The sequence below is a fragment of the Thalassovita mediterranea genome, assembly GCA_019448215.1.
Taxonomy (GTDB): Bacteria; Pseudomonadota; Alphaproteobacteria; order Caulobacterales; family Hyphomonadaceae; genus Henriciella.
Map to the genome: position 1 here is coordinate 2675210 of CP080408.1, position 18212 is coordinate 2693421.

The following is an 18212-nucleotide window of genomic DNA, read 5'->3' on the forward strand; positions in this document are numbered from 1 at the left end:
ATGCGCCCTATCCTGATCGCGCTTGGCATTATCGCTGCGCTGGCTGTCGGTTGGGTCGCATTGAAGGATAGTGTCTACGCGTCTTGGCTTGGTCAGGGTGAACGGGATGCTGTGGAGCCGGATTACTCGCTGGATGAGGACTGGCTTCAGCGCCCGGCGGAAACGCCGCCGGGTGGATGGGCGAGTCCTTGGGGCGTCGATATTATCGTACTGGCACCCTACCCGACCACGCCGCAGCCTGCGGGCCTGCTTCCGGCGTCGAGCGATATCAGCAAGGGCGACTATGCCGATTTCATGGATGAGGCCGGGCTCTCATCTGATGAGAGCGCGGTCATTTACGCGCCGTCCTACCGCGCGCCGTCGCCTGCGTCAGGAAAGCGGATGCGAACGGAAGCCAGCGCATTGGCCTCGAGCGACGTGGCAGCGGCCGTGGCCCGCTATGTGTCCGCTGAGAACCGTAAGCGCGGCGTGCTGATCGTGGCTGGGCCCGGCACCGAGACGCTGCTGGAAGGCGCGCTTGGCGCCCTGCCCTCTGATGAAGATTTCCGCCAGCGCTTCGGGGGTGTCATGATTTCAGCGGATATGGGCGCGGCTGAGTGGACTGAGGCGGTGGGCGCTTGTAGCGGCGCTGTCGAAGCGTGTGTGGTTTCGACGAGCCTTACTGCCAGCAAGCCTGTCAGGCGCTTTTTCCTGCCGAGCCTGCCCCGCCCGCGGCTGGTCTATAGCGATGACGGCACGCTGGCGCAGAGTGTCGAGGCGCGCGCCGAAACACTGTCGGTCTGGCTGGAAGAGACCCTGCCAAAGCCAGCAGAACCATTCGACACATGGGCGGCAGAGGAAGTCGTGGATGTCGCCCCGATCCGTCGCCCAAACTCGGAACGTGATATTTCGGGTGAACGCGGAAACTAGCTGCGTGAGCGCTCGATGATGCCGGTCGTCGATCGACCTTCAAGAAGCGGCACGATGACCACCTCACCGCCGCGCGCCTTGACCGTATCGGCGCCAACGATCTCGTCGGCCTTGTAGTCGCCGCCCTTGACCAGAACGTCTGGCTGGATTGCATCGATCAGTTCGGCGGGCGTGTCCTCGTCGAAGCTTGTGACAGCGTCTACGCCGGCGATGCCTGCGAGGAGCTCTGCACGGTCCTGCTCAGTGTTTACGGGCCGGCTTTCGCCTTTGAGGCGTTTGACCGACGCATCCGTATTGATCGCAACGATGAGGCGGTCACATTGCGCGCGGGCCTGGCGCAAGACGCGTAGGTGGCCGGGGTGCAGGATATCGAAACAGCCATTGGTGAAGCCGACCCGCAGGCCGGATGCGCGCCATCGCACGGCCAGTTCAGCAATGTCCGAGCGGTTCAGCAAACCAGCAGAGACAGGCGCCTCACCCGCGGAAAGTGCGCGGTGAAGCTCTTCTGCGCTGACGGTAGCCGTCCCGACCTTGCCAACCACGATGCCAGATGCAGCGATGGCGAGGGCGACGGCGTCCTTGAGGTCTGCGCCTGCAGCGATCGCGGCGGCCAGTGCGGCCATGCTGGTGTCACCAGCGCCGGACACGTCGAACACCTGCCGGGCTTCGCCCTTCATGTGAAAGGTTCTGGCGCTTTCATGCCAGGACATGCCCTTGCCTGCGCGGGTGACCACGAGCCGGGTTTCCGGTAGTAGGTTTGCCATCGCGCTGAGGGCGGCATCAACGTCGTTGTCGCTTGCCGTGGGCAAGCCGCTTGCGGCGGCGAGTTCGCTCGCATTCGGCTTGATCAGGCTGGCGCCTGCATAGATGCTGAAATCCTTTGACTTCGGATCGACCAGAACCGGGATGTCATTGGCCTTCGCAGCCTTGATGCAGGCGTTAAAGACGACCGGGGTGATCACCCCTTTTGCGTAATCAGACACGATAATCAGCGAGGCCGTCTTCGCCGCCGCTTCAACCAGTTTGCCGATCTCTAGCGAGGCCTTCGCGAGGTCCGGCCCATCGTCTTCAGTGTCGACGCGCAGGAGTTGCTGCGTGCCCGCGATGAAACGGGTTTTGATTACGGTGGCCATGTTTGCGGTGCGCACGAGCTGACAGCTGATCAGCGGATCGGCTTCAAGGAGGTCAGTAAGCTGCGTTCCCGCCTCATCGTCGCCGACGCAGCCGATCATGACTGTGCGGAGACCAAGCGCGCTGAGGTTTCGGGCCACGTTGCCTGCACCGCCCGGCACTTCGGTTGAGTTTGTCTTTCGAAGGACTGGAACGGGCGCTTCGGGCGACACTCGGCCGACGCTGCCATAGACGTACCGGTCGAGCATCAGGTCCCCGACGCAGATGATCTGCTTGCCGCGGGCTTTTTCGAGAATCTCGGATATCTGCTGTCTCAAGCCGCATTACCCCGTGCCAGCTTCTAATTTCAGGTCGCGTCCTGTCTGACTAAACAAAGTTTTCCTTTGGCACCAGACACATGGGATGTGGACAAGAATGATCCACGCCACAGTTTGCCACGTAAACGACTACAACATTGGGCAAGCAGGAGAAAAACGCTGGGACAGGACAATCCGGATTCTGTGATCGTCTGGTTTCGGAACGATCTTCGGCTGGCAGATCATGCGGCCCTTGCAGCCGCTGTCGAAGCGAATGCGAAGATATTCCCCGTCTATATTCTCGAAGATACGGTTGCTGGCGGCCGCGATCTTGGCGGCGCATCGAAATGGTGGCTGGATAAATCGCTGAAGTCGCTTCGCTCAGCTATTTCGCAACGCGGCGGAAAGCTGATCTGCCGGAAGGGCGATGCCGAGAAAATCCTGCGTGACCTAATCAAGGAAACCGGCGCCGAAGCGGTTTTCTGGGGACGCAGATACACGCAGCCCGAGATCGACCGTGACGCGGACATCAAGAAAGCGCTCAAGGATGACGGCATTGACGCAAAGAGCTTCAACACCACGCTTCTGACCGAGCCGTGGGCGTACAAGACGACGTCTGGCGGCTACTACAAGGTATTCACGCCCTACTGGCGCGCCGTGCGCGGCAGCTATGAAGCGCCCGACCCGCTACCCGCGCCGGATAAGTTCGATGGCGTCGGCATCGATGGGGACGAGATTGAGAGCTGGGGCCTGCATCCAAGCAAGCCCGATTGGTCCAAAGGCTTCGACGAGATGTGGACCCCGGGCGAGGATGGTGCGCAGGAGAGATTGCAGGACTTTCTCGACGGCCCGATCCGCGACTATGAGGAAATGCGCAATCGTCCCGATGAGGATGGCACGTCAGGCCTCTCCCCTCACCTGCGACATGGCGAGATCAGCCCGGCGACGATCTGGCGGGCAGTTATGGGGCGCATCAATCGCGGCCTGAAGGAAGAGGAAAGCGCCTGGTCATTCCTCTCCGAAATCGTCTGGCGTGAATTTTCCTATGTCCTGATTTATCATAACCCGAAGATGGGACGTGAGAATTACGACAGTAAATTCAATGTGATGGAGTGGAGATCCAGTAAAAAGGATCTTCACCGCTGGCGGAAAGGCGAAACCGGCTATCCGATCGTCGATGCGGGTATGCGCCAGCTTTGGGCAACAGGCTGGATGCATAATCGCGTCCGGATGATCGTGGCCTCCCTGCTGACCAAACACCTGCTCCTTAACTGGACCGAAGGCGAAGACTGGTTCTGGGACACGCTTGTCGATGCGGATCCTGCATCGAATGCAGCCGGTTGGCAGTGGACGGCCGGATCTGGCGCAGATGCATCGCCCTATTTCCGGGTCTTCAACCCAATCACGCAGGGCCAGAAGTTCGACCAGACCGGTGCCTACGTGCGTCATTGGTGCCCGGAGCTGAAGAAGCTTCCCAACAAGCATCTCCATGCACCCTGGGAGGCGGGCCGCGACGTACTGAAGAAAGCGGGCATTGAGCTTGGGAGCACCTATCCCAAACCGATTATCGCACACAAGGAAGGGCGCCAGCGTGCGCTTGATGCCTGGGAAGCGCTTAAGGAAAAGCAGGACTGAGAATGAAGAAAATTGCTGTCATCGGCTCAGGCATTACCGGTCTTGGCGCTGCCTATGCACTGAAAGACACGGCTGACGTCACCGTGTTTGAAGCGCGTGAGCGCGCCGGTGGTCATGCTCACACGCGGACCATCGACTATGACGGGCATGAGCTGAACGTCGATGTCGGCTTCATCGTCTATAATGGCCGCAACTATCCCAACCTCACAGGTTTCTTCGATGCGCTGGGCGTGGAGACAGAGCAAAGCGATATGAGCTTTGCAGTGTCGAATGAAGACGGGTTCGAGTGGGCTTCGACCGTAAAAGGCATGTTCGCCCGCAAGCGGAACCTGTTGCGACCTCGGTTTCACAAATTCTGGCGCACGATCCTCAAATTCAACGACATTGCCCGCGAGGACCTTGCGGCCGGACGGATCGGCAATGAGACGCTGGGTGTGTGGCTGAACCAGAAAGGGTTCAGCGAGGACTTCAAGCAGAACTATATCCTTCCGATGGGCGGCGCGATCTGGTCGACGCCCCCTTCAGAGATGCTGGACTATCCGGCGCTAAGTTTCTTCCGCTTTTTTGAGAACCATCGCCTGATGCATGCCGAGCGCCCAAAATGGCGCACGGTGACTGGTGGGTCCAGGCAATATGTCGACAAGGCGGCGGAGGTGCTTGGCTCCCGCTTGCGCCTCAGCGCGCCGGTAAAACAAGTCAGCCCCTTCGGCCAGCATGTGCGGGTGACGACCGAGGATGGTCGTGAGCACTTGTTTGACGATGTTATTCTTGCCGTTCATTCCGATACGGCCCGCCAGATGCTGGCGCCGGCTTTCGAGGATCAACGCTTCCTGCTGAACTCGGTCGGGTACCGCCCAAATCGCATCTATCTGCACCGGGATCCGACTTACATGCCCGACAGGAACGCAGCCTGGGCGAGCTGGAACGTCATCCAGAAGTATTCCGACGGCGAGAATATCTGCCTCACCTACTGGATGAACCTGCTTCAGAATTTGCCAAAAGATTGCCCATTGTTCGTGACCCTGAACCCGTCCGTGCCACCTGCGGCAGACAAGGTTTTCCATGAGGTGACGTTCGATCACCCGCAATTCGACGCACCGGCCGCTGCGGCCTGCCGCTCGCTGGAGCGAATTCAGGGCGATAGGGGGCTCTGGCTTGCGGGCGCGTGGCTCGGGTCGGGCTTCCATGAGGATGGGCTGAAGAGCGGTCTTCGCGCGGCGCTCTCGCTTGGCGGACGGGTCCCTTGGGCCGCTGAGGGCGTCGAACTCGTCGTACCGTCAACGGAACGAGCCATATCTGCGGATGCCAAGGCAGCCGGGGCCGCGGCGCAGTGAGCGACACCGCCCCTGCACTGAAGCTGCACCAGGGTGAAACGGTGCACCGGCGGTTCACGCCGTTTGTGTCGGACTTTAGCTATCGCGTCTTCATGGTCGAAGTTGATGTCGACCGGCTGGAAGATGCGCGTCGTCAGTGTCGCTTATTTGGTGTCGATGAAGGCGCGCTTTTTGGCTTTCGGACAGATGAGCATGGCGCCCAGGGTGGGCAGTCATTGCGGGGCTGGGCACACGAGCGGCTGCTGGAGGCGGGCGTGGACGCGTCTGCGCTCAAGCTGAAGCTCATCACTTTTCCCCGGCACCTGTTTTACAAGTTTGCGCCCATCTCCGTCTGGATTGCGGAGGACGAGGAGGCACGCCCTGCCGGCGTTATTTACGAAGTGCGCAACACGTTCGGCGAACGCCACGTCTATGTCGCCGCCGCTGATGGCGCATGGAGCAAGCATGCCGCAGACAAGATCTTCCATGTCTCGCCATTCTTCGACGTCTCGGGAAAGTATGAGTTCTCGCTTCAGCGCGACGAAAACATGCTGCGCCTTGGCGTGAGCACAGTCTCAGACGGCGGCGTCAAACATATGGCGACCCTGTCGACCAAAGCTGCCCCGGCAACCGACCAGGCGCTTCTCCGCAAGGCCATCTTCATGCCGCTCTCCACGCTGGGGGTAACCTTGGCGATCCACTGGGAGGCTTTGAAGCTTTGGCTGAAGGGCGCAAACTATCATTCCAAACCGCATCAGGCGCAGCAAAGGGTGTCTGTTGCGACACCATCAGGCCGTGTCTTGAAGGAGAAACACCAATGAACCAGCAGTCAGGCGAAATTCGCGCAACAGTCTCGACGCTAAGACAACTGTCCGGTGTTCCCGCGGGCTTCCGGCTTGCGGGGCTCTTCCTGCTTCGAACAGAGAATGGCTCGCTTCGCTTCAATCTGCCGGATGGGCGTTCGGTGCTGTTCGATCAGGGAAATCCCGGTCCGCATGCTGTGGTCGACGTCCACGAGTTTGGTTTCGCTAAACGTGCTCTCGCGGGCGGCGATATCGGCTTTGCCGAAAGCTATATGGACGGCGAATGGTCCACGCCGGACCTGACAGCGGTCCTGGAATATTTCTCGGAGAATTTCGAGGCGGCTGGAAAGCTAGCCGTTGGTGGCTCGCTCGTGAGGGGGATCAACAAGCTACGCCATATGTTCAACCGCAACAGCCGCGCCGGTGCGCGCCGAAACATCATGGCGCACTATGATCTCGGGAATGATTTCTACTCGGCCTGGCTCGATGAGACGATGACCTACTCGTCTGCCCTGTTTGACAAGCCAAACCTGTCTCTGGAGCAGGCCCAGACGGCCAAATATAAAGGTATCGCCGATCAGCTTGCTGCCGGGCCTGATAGCGAACTGCTCGAGATTGGCTGCGGCTGGGGCGGGTTCGCCGAATATGCGGCCAAGGCGCGTGGGTCAAAGGTGACATGTCTCACCATATCCGAAGCTCAGCGGGACTATGCAGCTGCCCGGATGCAGAGAGAGGGACTGTCGGACCGTGTAGAGATCCGTCTGGAGGATTACCGCGACCATCAGGGCAAATATGATGGCGTTGCCTCTATCGAAATGTTCGAGGCGGTCGGTGAAGCGTACTGGCCGAGCTATTTCGAGAAGGTGCGTGAGAGCTTGAAGGATGATGCGAAAGCTGCGCTCCAGATTATCACGATCGAGGACCGACTGTTCCGTCGATACCGCAAGCGGACCGACTTCATCCAGCGCTACATTTTCCCGGGTGGCATGTTGCCAAGCGAAGTGGCGCTTCGAGAGTCGCTGAGCAATGCGGGGCTTCGCTTCGATGCCGTGCACTATTTCGGACAGGACTATGCCCGCACGCTGAAGCTATGGGCTGATCGCTTTGAAGAGGCCTGGGACAAGATCCAGACTTTCGGGTTCGATGAGCGCTTTCGTCGTTTGTGGCGCTTCTATCTCAGCTATTGTGAGGCTGGTTTCGGGAATGGCCGGATCAATGTCGGCCAGTTCCAGCTATCGCGGGCATAAGAAAAGGCGGGCTTTGCGGCCCGCCTTTTGTCGTTCTGGTGTGAGTACTGCCTAGTAGAGTTCAGTCAGCACATAATCGATCTGCTGACCGCGCGCTTCGAAGCTGAGCTTCACCCAGCGCGACTGATCATCATACCAGAGATCGACAGTCAGATCTGACTGCAGCCGGTAGTGGGTGGTTTCTACTTCTTCGCCGCCAATCGTCAGGGTCTCACGGCCGATTTCGTCGACTTTGGTGTCGAGCAGCTCGCCCGTTTCAGTGGACAGGATCTGGCTGCTGAATGCCTGCTGGATGTTCCAGTGGCTAGACGGGATGATACCGAGCGGCGCATTGCCGGAATACGCTGAGCCTTCAACGGTCAGGCTGTCGCCATTGATGCTTGCCTCGACGAATTCATCGTCGCCGTCATCATTTGTCTGGCCTTCAAGGCCGACCAGCTTGCCGTTCTTCCAGGTTTCGGTCGCGTCGAGCTCGTAGCGAAACACCGTGATCGGACCGAGGCCGGCCTTTAGCTCGACATCAGAGCGCGCCGTGAAGCTGTCTTCGGACTCGACGTCGAAGGAGATGGTGTGCGTGCCGAATTCATTGCCTTTACGCAGGACGTTGAAGACGATCTGGTCTCCGTCCTGAGGCTGCCAGGCTGCTGGCGCTTCATCCGAAACCGGCGCGCTGATGCTGTCGGTCTCAGCGCTATCGGCAAAGGCTGGTGCGGCGGTCAGCGCTGCTGCCAGCGCGAGGGTGCTGATCGAGGTTTTCACGTGAATCTCCAGAATGGCGTATCTGCACGAGCAACGAAGCAGGTACATGCCTTGTTCCCGGATGCGGCGGGGCGGTGGCGCTCTCCGGGCGTCGCGAGAACCAGTTCTCCAGCCTCGAACGTGTCGCGCCCGTCTTCGAGGCAGCCCTCCAGAACGATCATCGCTTCCAGCGTGCTGTGTCCGTGTGCGAACACCCGGTCGCCCGGCTCCAGCCGCATCAGCGATCCGCTATTTTCTGGCAGCTTGCAGAAGCGGGCCCCAGATATGCCCTTGCGCCACATGACGGTGTTATAGTCAGTATTGATGATCTCGGTGGCGATGTCCTCCATCCGGTAGATGGCTTCCTGATGATCTTCACCGGTCGGATTGATATTGGCGCGAACCGCTTCCCAGACACGCGCAATCTCGTCGCCCTCCTCTGACATGAGGCGATGCAGGGTCGCCGCGAGGCTCATGCTGGCCGACAGATTGCCGGTCGCATAGTCCAGCATGAAGGCGTGATATGTGTCGACGTTGGACATTTCCGGGCGCTCAAACAGATTAGCTTCGAACCTATTACGCGCGACAAGCCTGACTGGATCAGCCCGGACCGGTGTTGTCACTGCCAATGCTGATAGCTACATCGACACTGTAAACGGAGTAGTCTGAATGATCCTCAACTCGGTTCTCGACGCGATCGGGAATACACCACTCATCAAACTGCAGCGGGTTTCAGAGGAAACCGGATGCACCATTCTCGGCAAGGCCGAATTCCTCAATCCGGGCCAGTCTGTAAAGGACCGCGCGGCGCTGGGCATTGTCCGCGACGCAGAGCGCTCTGGCGCGCTGAAGCCGGGCGGCACGATTGTCGAAGGTACGGCCGGTAATACCGGCATTGGCCTCGCTCTGGTGGGCAGTGCACTTGGCTACCGCGTCGTGATCGTGATGCCGCGCACGCAGAGCCAGGAAAAGAAGCTGGCCGTGAAGCTGCTTGGTGCGGAATTGATCGAGGTGGATGCGGTCCCCTACTCCAACCCCAATCACTATGCGCGCTATTCCGGAAAGCTCGCCGAAGAACTCGCCAAGACAGAGCCGAATGGTGCGATCTGGGCAAACCAGTTCGACAATACTGCGAACCTTGAGGCGCACTATGCGACGACGGGTCCTGAAATCTGGCAGCAGACCGACGGCAAGGTCGACGGGTTCATCTGCGCGGTCGGCTCAGGCGGCACGCTCGCTGGCGTTGCGAAATACCTTCAGGAGCAGAGCAAGGACGTAAAGATCGGGATCGCTGATCCCGGCGGCGCGGCGCTCTATGAGTACTTCAAGAATGGCGAGCTGAAATCAGAAGGCACGTCGATTACCGAAGGTATCGGTCAGGGCCGTATCACCAAGAATATCGAGGACCTGAAGGTCGACTATGCCTATCGGTGTCAGGATGACGAGGCGCTGAACATCCTCTACGACCTAATCCTGCATGAAGGCCTTTGCCTTGGCGGGTCTGCCGGTATCAACATTGCGGGCGCCGTCCGCCTCGCAAAGGACCTTGGCCCGGGCCACACGATCGTGACGATCCTCTGCGACTACGGCAATCGCTACCAGTCGAAGCTCTACAATCCTGAATTCCTGCGCAGCAAGGACCTGCCCGTTCCGCCATGGATGGAGGAAGCCTGATGGCTGATGGATCACCGCTCGTTTCAGCGGCTTGGCTGAAAGATAATCTGAAGGCGCCCGACCTTCGCGTCGTCGATGCGAGCTGGTTCCCAAGCTGGACGGCAAGTGCCGGTGCGGGGCGCCAGTCTTATGACCGGGGGCATATTCCGGGCGCGGTTTATTTCGACATTGACGAGATCAGCGACACGGAAAGCAATCTGCCGCACATGATGCCGGATTCAGTGAAGTTCTCATCGCGTGTTCGCAAGCTCGGCATCGGTGATGGAAACCGGGTCGTCGTTTACGATGCGAATGACTTCTTTGCGTCCGCGCGCGTCTGGTGGATGTTCCGCGTCATGGGACACAAGGATGTGTACGTGCTGAACGGCGGTTTGCGTGCCTGGGAGGCAGAGGGCGGCGAACTTGAAGACCTGCCGCCTGTGATCACTGGCGGGCGGCACTTTACGCCGCGCGTGCGCTCAGACCTCATCAAGTCGCGCGAGCAGGTCGCCGCCGCATCAGCGTCTGGTGACACACCGATCCTCGATGCCCGCCCTGCGGGCCGCTTTTCCGGGACTGAGAAAGAGCCACGCCCGGATCTGCCCTCTGGGCACATCCCCGGCAGCGGAAACGTCCCTTCCGGCAAGCTGGTTGGCGCGGACGGCAAGCTCGTCTCGAAGGACCAGATCAAGGCGCTGCTGGGCGATCACGCCGGTGGGCCGGCTATTGCAAGTTGCGGATCTGGCGTTTCAGCCGCAGTCATTGCGCTCGCTCTGGCCGAGATCGGCAATTGGGACGTCGCTGTCTACGATGGCTCCTGGTCGGAATGGGCCTCCCACCCAGAGAGCGAGATTGCGACCGCATCGGCATGAAACTTCCGACCCGGCTCATCCATAACCGCAAGGGCAATCCCGAGCGGCGCACCGTAAACCCACCTGTCGAGCGTGCATCGACTGTGCTCCTGCCGGACCGGCAATCGCTTTATGGCGGCGGGACCGGGTATGGCCGGATGGGTCTGTCGGTGCACCGGGAGCTGGAAGCGGCTTTGTGTGAGCTGGAAGGTGGCAAGTATGCGCGGCTGACGCCTTCGGGCCTGAGTGCCTGCGCCGTGGCGATCGCGTCTGTCGTGAAGGCCGGCGACCACGTGCTGCTCTCAGATTCTGTGTATGGGCCCACGAGGCGCTTCTGTGAGAAGCGCCTGCCGACGATGGGTATCAGCGCCGCACGCTTTAATCCGCGCGACCCTGAGGCGTTGAAGGCGGCCATCACGCCAGAGACCAGATTGATCGTGCTCGAATCGCCGGGGTCTCTCACCTTCGAGATTTCGGACACGCCGGCCATTGTCGAGATTGCGCGCAAGACAAGTATTACGACGGTGATGGACAATACCTGGGGCGCTGGCGTGTTTCATCGCCCGCTCGATCTCGGCGTCGATATCTCGCTTCAGGCGCTCACCAAATATGTGGTGGGCCATGCGGATGCTTTTGGCGGCGCGGTTGTGACGAATGACAAGAAGCATGCCGTGGCAATCGAAGCTCTGACAGAAGACTGGGGCATATCGCTCGGGCCGGATGATGCCTATGCGGCGCTGAGGGGCACACGCACGCTGGGCACTCGGTTGAAAGCGCATGAAGCAAGTGCGCTCGAGATCGCGAACTGGCTGGACACGCAGGATGATGTCAGCCTTGTCATCCACCCTGCCCTGCCCAACCATCCCGATCACGAGATCTGGAAGCGGGACTTTTCAGGAAGTTGCGGTCTGTTTGGCTTTCTTCTGGATGCGCCAGAAGACGCCCATGTAGATGCTTTCCTGTCAGCGCTGAAACTCTTCAAGATGGGCTTCTCCTGGGGCGGTTTTGAAAGCCTGATCATCCCTTGCGATGAGCAGCTGACACGGCTGCCGGAAGACTGGACGCAGGCCCGTCAGGGGCGGCTTGTGAGGCTCCATGCAGGCCTTGAAGACCCTGCCGATCTTGTCGCTGATCTGGCTCACGCATTCGCCGTCTTACATCACGTAAAAAATACTTGATCTTTGAATCGCGATTCAATATTTCGAGCGCCGACACGCAAGCGAGCTACGACGGTCCCGAAAGGGCGTCAGTACGGGTGAGCCCAGATGTCTTCACTTTCATCATCGGGTGCTGAGCCCGGTAATGCTGGACGAGGATACTTGGATGGCACCGAACATGATCGCTTTAGCGGCAGCTTACAGCCGTTTGGACGTAGCCTGGGACACCGGGCTCTATAACTATTACGACCAGAAATTCGGAGATTATGCGGCTGCGGTCGCTGAACTTATAAGGCCGTAGCGGGTTCGCCCGCCGAACTGTCGTGCGCATCGGGCGTTTGTACTGGTGCAGTCAATAAGTTCACTGGCTTCGTGCCAGCTAAAATCCGAATCTTTGCCATGTTTAAATCTGGTTCTGCGCCGCTGGCGCGCCCTGCTATTCTTCCCGATACCTCCAACCGCTCAGGTCTTCCGGCCTTTGCAAGTGTTGGCGATGTCCTGCGCGCCTATGAAGGCGATGACGCGATCTTCGTTCTCTACCCGAAGAAGATTGCGGCGGCTGCGCGTACCTTTCTGAACGGTTTCCCCGGCAAGGTTCTCTATGCCGTGAAAGCAAACCCGCATCCGGCCGTCCTGAAGACGCTGTGGACCAGCGGTGTGCGCAACTTTGATGTTGCCTCAACCCGCGAGGTCGACCTCGTCCAGAGTGTTGTGCCGGGCGCGAAGCTTTTCTTCATGCACCCTGTGAAGTCGCGCGCAGCGATCCGTCACGCCTATGAGTGCGGCGTGCGTGATTTCTCGTTCGATTCTGCTGACGAGCTTCAGAAGATGCTTGAAGTCACGGGCTATGCGAGCGACCTGACGCTTCACCTGCGTGTGGCGCTGCCGAAGGGCGGCGCAGCCATGCCACTGTCGGGCAAGTTTGGTGCAGACCGCGATCAGGCCGTCGAACTGCTCGGCGAAGCACGCCGCCATGCCTTCAAGCTAGGCGTGACCTTCCATGTTGGTTCGCAGTGCCTTGAGATCAGCGACTATAACATGGCGCTGGCCTATGTCCGCTCCATCGTAGATGCAGCGGGCGTTAAGATTGATTCGATCGATTGCGGTGGTGGTTTCCCGGTACCGTATCCAGGCATGTCGCCGCGCCCGATGGGTGAGTATTTCAGCGCGATCCGTGCGTCGCTGGCGGCTCATGGTTTCGCAGGCCTTCAGGTGCTGGGCGAGCCTGGCCGTGCGCTCTGTGCGCAAGGTGGTTCGACGCTTGCACGTGTTGAGCTTCGCAAGGGCGGTGACCTGTACCTCAATGACGGTAGCTATGGCTCGCTCTTCGACGCGGCCCAGTGCGCCTGGAAGTTCCCTGTGAAGCTCCACACCGTCGAGCCACGCGACCAAGGTGAAACTGAAGCTTTCCGCTTCTTCGGGCCAACCTGCGACAGCCTTGATGTCATGAATGGTCCATTCGAGCTGCCTGCTGATGTGCAGGAAGGCGACTGGGTCGAGATTTGCCATCTCGGTGCCTATGGCCAGGCCCTCTCCTCGCGCTTCAATGGCTTCTACAGCGAGACGACCGTCGCCGTCATGGCGTAGTCATCCCTTCAATCTAGTCTGAGAGCGGCCTTCGCCTGAAAGGGTGAGGGCCGCCTGCCTTCTGGACCCAATCACCCCACACCGTTACAACGCCTCCCAAGTCATCGGAGACCCTCATGTCTGACAATTCCAATCGTAAGGCCGAACTGCTGAGCAAGCCGGTAGAGCATATCGACATCACCAAGTTCGACGCGCGTCCTATCGTCGAATCGATGGGCAAGATGTCCTTCACCTCGCGCGACCTCGCGCGGGCGACAGATATCTTCAACATGGCGCTTGAGGACGAGGACTGCTCGACCATCCTGACGCTCGCAGGCTCCACCTCGGCGGGCGGCTGTATGCACGTCTACCGCGACCTCGTGAAGGACGGCCTGATCGACTGTATCGTCGCAACTGGCGCGTCGATCATCGACATGGATTTCTTCGAGGCGCTTGGCTACAAGCACTATCAGGCGCCGGAGTCGGTCGACGACAACGTCCTGCGCGACCTCTACATCGACCGTATCTATGACACGTTCATCGATGAAGAAGAGCTGCAGGCCTGCGACCACGTCATCTATGATATCGCCAACAAGCTTGAGCCGCGCCCCTATTCCTCGCGTGAGTTCATCTGGGAGATGGGCAAGTGGCTGAAGGAGAATGCGGTCAAGAAAGGCTCGCTGATCGAGACCTGCTACGATCACAATGTGCCGATTTTCGTGCCGGCCTTCTCTGACTGCTCGGCAGGTTTTGGCCTCGTGAAGCACCAGGTCGAAAATCCGGGCAACTACATGTCGATCGACAGCGTCGCCGACTTCCGCGAGCTCACGGACGTCAAGATCGCTGCCGGTACGACGGGTCTCCTCATGGTGGGCGGCGGTGTGCCGAAGAATTTCGTCCAGGATACAGTGGTTTGCGCTGAAATCCTCGGCAAGGAATGCGAGATGCACAAATATGCCGTGCAGATCACTGTTGCCGACACGCGTGACGGCGCCTGCTCGTCCTCGACGCTGAAAGAAGCTGCGAGCTGGGGCAAGGTGCAGACCGTCCATGAGCAGATGGTGTTTGCCGAGGCAGGTTCCGTGGTTCCGCTTCTGGCGTCTGCGGCCTGGCACAAGGGTGCCTGGAAGAACCGCCGCAAGCGTGAGTTCGCCAAGCTCTTCCTTTAGGGCGCAGCGCGACACGAAAGACCATGACGCCGGGACATTACTTGTCCCGGCGTTTTTCGTTGGGCAGATTGAAGCGAGATTTCCAAGCATGAGGAGACCGCACATGTCCGACCGGATTCAGGTCACGAAGAAAGACGGCGTCGCTGACGTCAAACTCGTTCGCACAGACAAGATGAATGCGCTGGACGATGCGATGTTCGAAGCGCTGCTCTCGACGACCGAGGAACTGTCCAAGGACAAGTCAGTGCGCTGTGTCGTGCTCTCTGGCGATGGCCGCGCGTTCTGTGCAGGTCTCGATATGGGTAATTTTGGCAAGATGGCTGAAGGTAATAGTGGCGGCGGGTCGCCGGGTGGCCGCCAGGGGCTCACCCCGCGCACGCATGGCATCACCAACCGGGCGCAGCAGGCCGTGTGGGGCTGGCGCGCCCTGCCCGTCCCTGTCATCGCCGCTGTGCATGGCGTCGCCTTCGGTGGCGGCTTTCAGGTGATGCTGGGCGCAGATATGAGGATCATCCACCCGGAGACGAAACTCTCTATCATGGAGATCAAATGGGGCCTCGTACCGGACATGGCGGGCACGGCGATTATGGGCTCGCTCTGCCGCGATGACCGCCTGCGCGAGCTCACCTACACCGGACGCATCTTCTCGGGCGCTGACGCGGCTGAGTACGGCTTTGCGACAGAGGTCAGCGAGACACCGTATGAGCGCGCCATGGAGCTTGCGACGCAGATCGCAGGCAAGAACCCGGACGCCATCCGCGCGAACAAGGAGATCTTCAACAATTTGCCAGACATGACCGCTGCAGAGGCCCTGCTTCAGGAATCAGTGCTGCAGGACAAGCTGATCGGTAGCAAGAACCAGATCGAGGCGGTGATGGCAGAGCTGCAGAAACGCCCGGCCGCCTTTGCCGATAGCTGAGGGCACGCGCATTGCGGCCAAAAAGAAAGGCGACCGTTTGAGGCGGTCGCCTTTTTCTTGATCTGTTTTGCCATTTCGAACGAAATGGCGCGAGTGACGGGGCTCGAACCCGCGACCTCCGGCGTGACAGGCCGGCACTCTAACCAACTGAGCTACACCCGCGCAGATCGTCCACCGCATTTGGCGGTGAGGCGCCTGATTAGACAAGCCACGCGCACCGGTCAAGCATGAAACGCGCTCGTATGCAGACGACTTGCAGCTGGCTGCAGCGGGCAGCTGAAAACGCCAATAGGTACCGCGCTAGCCCGTCGCTTTCTGCCGGTTGCGCGGCTGACCTTCGAGACGGATGACGTCGCCCGACATCGAAATGTCTGCCGGAGATTGCGACAGCAACTGGTCTGCTTCTTCCTCTGAACGCACTGGGAAAAGGTGGCCGAGTTTCTCAAGCGGCTGCGGGCGGCTGATAAGGAAGCCCTGCAATTCGTCGCAGCCAATCTCGGTGAGATACTGCTTCTGGGTTTCGGTTTCGACGCCTTCGGCCGTGCAGCTCATATTGAGCGCCTTGGCAATCTGAAGCGTTGCCTTTGTGATGGCACGGCTCTCATGATTGTGGTCGATGTCTTCAACGAAGCTCTTGTCGATCTTGAGCTTGTCGAACGGGAAACGGCGCAGATAGCTCAACGATGAGAAGCCGGTACCGAAATCGTCGAGCGAGATTCGCAAGCCAATCTCTTTCAACTGGTTGAGACGCTGCAACGTGAATTCGGTATCCGTCATGAGGACCGATTCGGTAATCTCAAGCTCAAGTCGCGCCGGGTCGATCTGATTGACGGCGATCGCGTTGATGATCGTCGTCACAAGGCTGGAACTGTGGATCTGTAGCGGCGAAATATTCACCGCGACGCGCATATTATCCGGCATGCGGCGCGCAGCCCTCAGCGCTTCGCGCAGCGCCCAGTCGCCCAGACGGGTAATGATTCCGCTATCTTCGGCGTGTTGAATGAAGTGGTCTGGCCCGATCAGGCCCCGCGTCGGATGCTGCCAGCGAATGAGCGTCTCAGCACCGATGATCTTATTGGTCTTTGCGTCCAGCTGCGGCTGGAAGAACAGGCGAAGTTCGTTGTTCTCAAGCGCCTTGTTGAGGTCCAGCTCGATTGTCTGGCGCGCCTTGGCCCGGTCCTCGAGGTTCTGGCTGAAGACGCACCATGTGCGCTTACCTGCTTCCTTGGCCTGATAGAGGGCGAGGTCGGCGTGCTTCAGAAGCGTCTGAATTTCCATATTATATTGTTCGATGATGCGCACACCGATACTCGCGCCGCAATGAACGATTGAGCTCCAGATGTCGTATGGCCGGTTCAGGCGCTCGCTCATCGATTTCACGGTCTCGATCAGCTCGTCCTGAGAGTCGCATTCGAGTAGCATCGCGAACTCGTCACCGCCAAGCCGGGCGATAACATGGGCGTCTGGCGCTGCATCCTTAAGGCGATTGGCAACCTGGCACAGGAGTTCGTCACCTGCCGGGTGGCCAAGCGTATCGTTGACCCATTTGAAGTTATCGAGATCCAGCCACAGCAAGGCGCGGCAACGGCCATCCGGAATGGGACGGGCGGCGGCCTTTTCCAGACACTCGTGAAGATTGGCCCTGTTGGGCAGCGACGTCAGCGGATCAAAGTGGGCCATGAATGCGATACGATCTTCGATCGCCTTGGACTGGGTGATATCGGACGCAACACCCCGGAACCCCTGAAATTTGCCGGCGCTGTCAAAGATCGGCTTACCCGTCAGGGACCACCAGGTCTGTGACTCGCCTTCGACCTCGAGGTTCAGATCACGAAAGCTCTGCTGACGCTCCAGGCAACGCGACAGAGTTCGGGATGCGTCGCTCTCCTTGAAGAGCGTCGTCAGGCCGACACCGACGGCCATCAGCTCAAAATTGTTCTGCTCGGAGACGGTAGGCAGCGGAATGTCGATGAGAAAATTGCCCTGATCGGTCTGCCAGAGCCAGTCTGACGTGCTCTCTTCAAAGTCACGCAGCAGAAGACCGATCAACTGAGCCTGCTGTTTCACCGCCGACCCGTTGAGGTGTTGTTCGACGAACTGGTTGAACGACCATTTGGACGATGTCCACAGAACTACCGCATACACAAATGCCAGGACGGACAGGAAGTCGTTGCGCGGATCCTGGCCGAGCTGAAGCCCGACGACGTAGCCAATGACGGTGGGGATCAGGAAGCCCATGGCGGCTTCTGGAATACGTCCTATGAGCAGGACGCCGGCGAACATCACGCCTGCCACAATAGAGCTGACGGCGAGTTGGTTCGTATGATCGGTTAGCGGGAGGATGAGAAGTGGGAGAATGCCCCAGAGGATGCCGAGCACCGACGCGAAACGAGCGAAACGATCAATGCTGTTCTTGCCCGCTTCGGCCGATGGAATTGTCTGCGCGTCTTTCGACCGACGACGCATAATGAAATAGCCGATCAACATGATTGATGTGGCAATAACCATCGTCATCGACCAGACACCAAGTAGTCGGTTCGCCGGCGTGTTGGCGAAAGAGATCATCACCACAGCGGCATTGATGAGGTTGGCGAGGCCGATAACGGGCAATAGCGAACCGACGGCGTCGACCTGCTTTTCACGGATCGCGCCGAGCTGTTCGTCGGGAATTTCGATCGAGCCAAGGATGCTGGCTGACTTCAGTTTTGGTGGCTCCGCCGGGTGCGATGCATCGCCCATCACCATTCCTCTTTGCGCAATTACAAGGCGTCTCTTAGAGAAAAGAGGTGAACATCCTCTCAAGACAGGTCTTTGAAATTTGACCG

At 59.3% G+C, this 18212-nt stretch carries 15 protein-coding genes and 1 tRNA gene; 11 read left to right on the forward strand and 5 right to left on the reverse strand.

Going from position 1 to position 18212, the window contains the following annotated elements:
• Window positions 1–909 carry a DUF3089 domain-containing protein gene (locus KUV46_13060; protein ID QYJ00257.1) on the forward strand — a complete coding sequence of 303 codons (909 nt, stop codon included), beginning with the start codon at window positions 1–3 and terminating at the stop codon, window positions 907–909.
• On the opposite strand, the gene rfaE2 is transcribed toward KUV46_13060, so the two are convergent.
• Window positions 906–2357, reverse strand: a complete 1452-nt coding sequence (gene rfaE2, locus KUV46_13065) for a D-glycero-beta-D-manno-heptose 1-phosphate adenylyltransferase (GenBank protein QYJ00258.1) — start codon at window positions 2355–2357, stop codon at window positions 906–908. The genes KUV46_13060 and rfaE2 overlap by 4 nt on opposite strands.
• Before the next feature lie 183 nt (window positions 2358–2540).
• Between rfaE2 and KUV46_13070 the strand changes: the two genes are divergently transcribed.
• Genes KUV46_13070 through KUV46_13085 form a run of 4 tightly spaced genes read left to right on the forward strand, consistent with a single transcriptional unit; the run spans window position 2541 to window position 7334 of the window.
• Entirely contained in the window at window positions 2541–3971 is a 1431-nt protein-coding gene (locus KUV46_13070; protein QYJ00259.1) for a DNA photolyase family protein, read from the forward strand.
• A 2-nt stretch (window positions 3972–3973) separates the two neighbouring features.
• Window positions 3974–5305, forward strand: coding sequence for an FAD-dependent oxidoreductase (locus KUV46_13075; protein ID QYJ00260.1), 1332 nt, complete (start codon window positions 3974–3976; stop codon window positions 5303–5305).
• Window positions 5302–6105, forward strand: coding sequence for a DUF1365 domain-containing protein (locus tag KUV46_13080; GenBank protein ID QYJ00261.1), 804 nt, complete (start codon window positions 5302–5304; stop codon window positions 6103–6105). The genes KUV46_13075 and KUV46_13080 overlap by 4 nt, the downstream gene beginning before the upstream one ends.
• Window positions 6102–7334, forward strand: a complete 1233-nt coding sequence (locus KUV46_13085; GenBank protein QYJ00262.1) for a cyclopropane-fatty-acyl-phospholipid synthase family protein — start codon at window positions 6102–6104, stop codon at window positions 7332–7334. Before KUV46_13080 ends, KUV46_13085 begins: the two co-directional genes overlap by 4 nt.
• A gap of 51 nt (window positions 7335–7385) precedes the next feature.
• Here KUV46_13085 and KUV46_13090 read toward each other — a convergent pair whose 3' ends face one another.
• Window positions 7386–8093: a hypothetical protein gene (locus tag KUV46_13090; GenBank protein QYJ00263.1), complete on the reverse strand. Its 708-nt coding sequence runs from the start codon at window positions 8091–8093 to the stop codon at window positions 7386–7388.
• Window positions 8090–8614, reverse strand: a complete 525-nt coding sequence (locus KUV46_13095; protein ID QYJ00264.1) for a cupin domain-containing protein — start codon at window positions 8612–8614, stop codon at window positions 8090–8092. The genes KUV46_13090 and KUV46_13095 overlap by 4 nt, the downstream gene beginning before the upstream one ends.
• Window positions 8615–8741: 127 nt before the next feature.
• Between KUV46_13095 and KUV46_13100 the strand changes: the two genes are divergently transcribed.
• The 6 genes from KUV46_13100 to KUV46_13125 all read left to right on the forward strand — a co-directional run bounded on the left by KUV46_13100 (window position 8742) and on the right by KUV46_13125 (window position 15387).
• Window positions 8742–9746 (forward strand): cysteine synthase A, encoded by a 1005-nt coding sequence (locus tag KUV46_13100; GenBank protein ID QYJ00265.1) that lies wholly within the window; start codon window positions 8742–8744, stop codon window positions 9744–9746.
• The gene (locus tag KUV46_13105) at window positions 9746–10597 is read left to right on the forward strand and encodes a sulfurtransferase (protein QYJ00266.1); all 852 of its coding nucleotides are present in this window, start codon (window positions 9746–9748) and stop codon (window positions 10595–10597) included. Before KUV46_13100 ends, KUV46_13105 begins: the two co-directional genes overlap by 1 nt.
• Window positions 10594–11754 carry a cystathionine beta-lyase gene (metC, locus tag KUV46_13110; GenBank protein QYJ00267.1) on the forward strand — a complete coding sequence of 387 codons (1161 nt, stop codon included), beginning with the start codon at window positions 10594–10596 and terminating at the stop codon, window positions 11752–11754. Before KUV46_13105 ends, metC begins: the two co-directional genes overlap by 4 nt.
• 378 nt (window positions 11755–12132) lie before the next feature.
• Window positions 12133–13320 (forward strand): type III PLP-dependent enzyme, encoded by a 1188-nt coding sequence (locus tag KUV46_13115; GenBank protein QYJ00268.1) that lies wholly within the window; start codon window positions 12133–12135, stop codon window positions 13318–13320.
• Between the two features lie 116 nt (window positions 13321–13436).
• Window positions 13437–14468 carry a deoxyhypusine synthase gene (locus tag KUV46_13120; protein ID QYJ00269.1) on the forward strand — a complete coding sequence of 344 codons (1032 nt, stop codon included), beginning with the start codon at window positions 13437–13439 and terminating at the stop codon, window positions 14466–14468.
• 103 nt (window positions 14469–14571) lie between these two features.
• Complete coding sequence (locus KUV46_13125) at window positions 14572–15387, forward strand: crotonase/enoyl-CoA hydratase family protein (GenBank protein QYJ00270.1); 816 nt, start codon at window positions 14572–14574, stop codon at window positions 15385–15387.
• An 85-nt stretch (window positions 15388–15472) separates the two neighbouring features.
• Here the strand turns inward: KUV46_13125 and KUV46_13130 are convergent.
• Both KUV46_13130 and KUV46_13135 read right to left on the reverse strand, forming a co-directional pair.
• Window positions 15473–15549, reverse strand: a tRNA-Asp gene (locus KUV46_13130).
• Window positions 15550–15687: 138 nt separating this feature from the next.
• Window positions 15688–18126 (reverse strand): EAL domain-containing protein, encoded by a 2439-nt coding sequence (locus KUV46_13135; GenBank protein QYJ00271.1) that lies wholly within the window; start codon window positions 18124–18126, stop codon window positions 15688–15690.
• Window positions 18127–18212 lie beyond the last annotated feature (86 nt).

Coding starts and splice junctions, on each gene's coding strand:
- KUV46_13060 (QYJ00257.1), top strand. CDS start 1: ATGCGCCCTATCCTGATCGCGCTTGGCATTATCGCTGCGCTGGCTGTC.
- KUV46_13075 (QYJ00260.1), top strand. CDS start 3,974: ATGAAGAAAATTGCTGTCATCGGCTCAGGCATTACCGGTCTTGGCGCT.
- KUV46_13085 (QYJ00262.1), top strand. CDS start 6,102: ATGAACCAGCAGTCAGGCGAAATTCGCGCAACAGTCTCGACGCTAAGA.
- KUV46_13095 (QYJ00264.1), bottom strand. CDS start 8,614: ATGTCCAACGTCGACACATATCACGCCTTCATGCTGGACTATGCGACC.
- KUV46_13100 (QYJ00265.1), top strand. CDS start 8,742: ATGATCCTCAACTCGGTTCTCGACGCGATCGGGAATACACCACTCATC.
- KUV46_13105 (QYJ00266.1), top strand. CDS start 9,746: ATGGCTGATGGATCACCGCTCGTTTCAGCGGCTTGGCTGAAAGATAAT.
- metC (QYJ00267.1), top strand. CDS start 10,594: ATGAAACTTCCGACCCGGCTCATCCATAACCGCAAGGGCAATCCCGAG.
- KUV46_13115 (QYJ00268.1), top strand. CDS start 12,133: ATGTTTAAATCTGGTTCTGCGCCGCTGGCGCGCCCTGCTATTCTTCCC.
- KUV46_13120 (QYJ00269.1), top strand. CDS start 13,437: ATGTCTGACAATTCCAATCGTAAGGCCGAACTGCTGAGCAAGCCGGTA.
- KUV46_13125 (QYJ00270.1), top strand. CDS start 14,572: ATGTCCGACCGGATTCAGGTCACGAAGAAAGACGGCGTCGCTGACGTC.
- KUV46_13135 (QYJ00271.1), bottom strand. CDS start 18,126: ATGGGCGATGCATCGCACCCGGCGGAGCCACCAAAACTGAAGTCAGCC.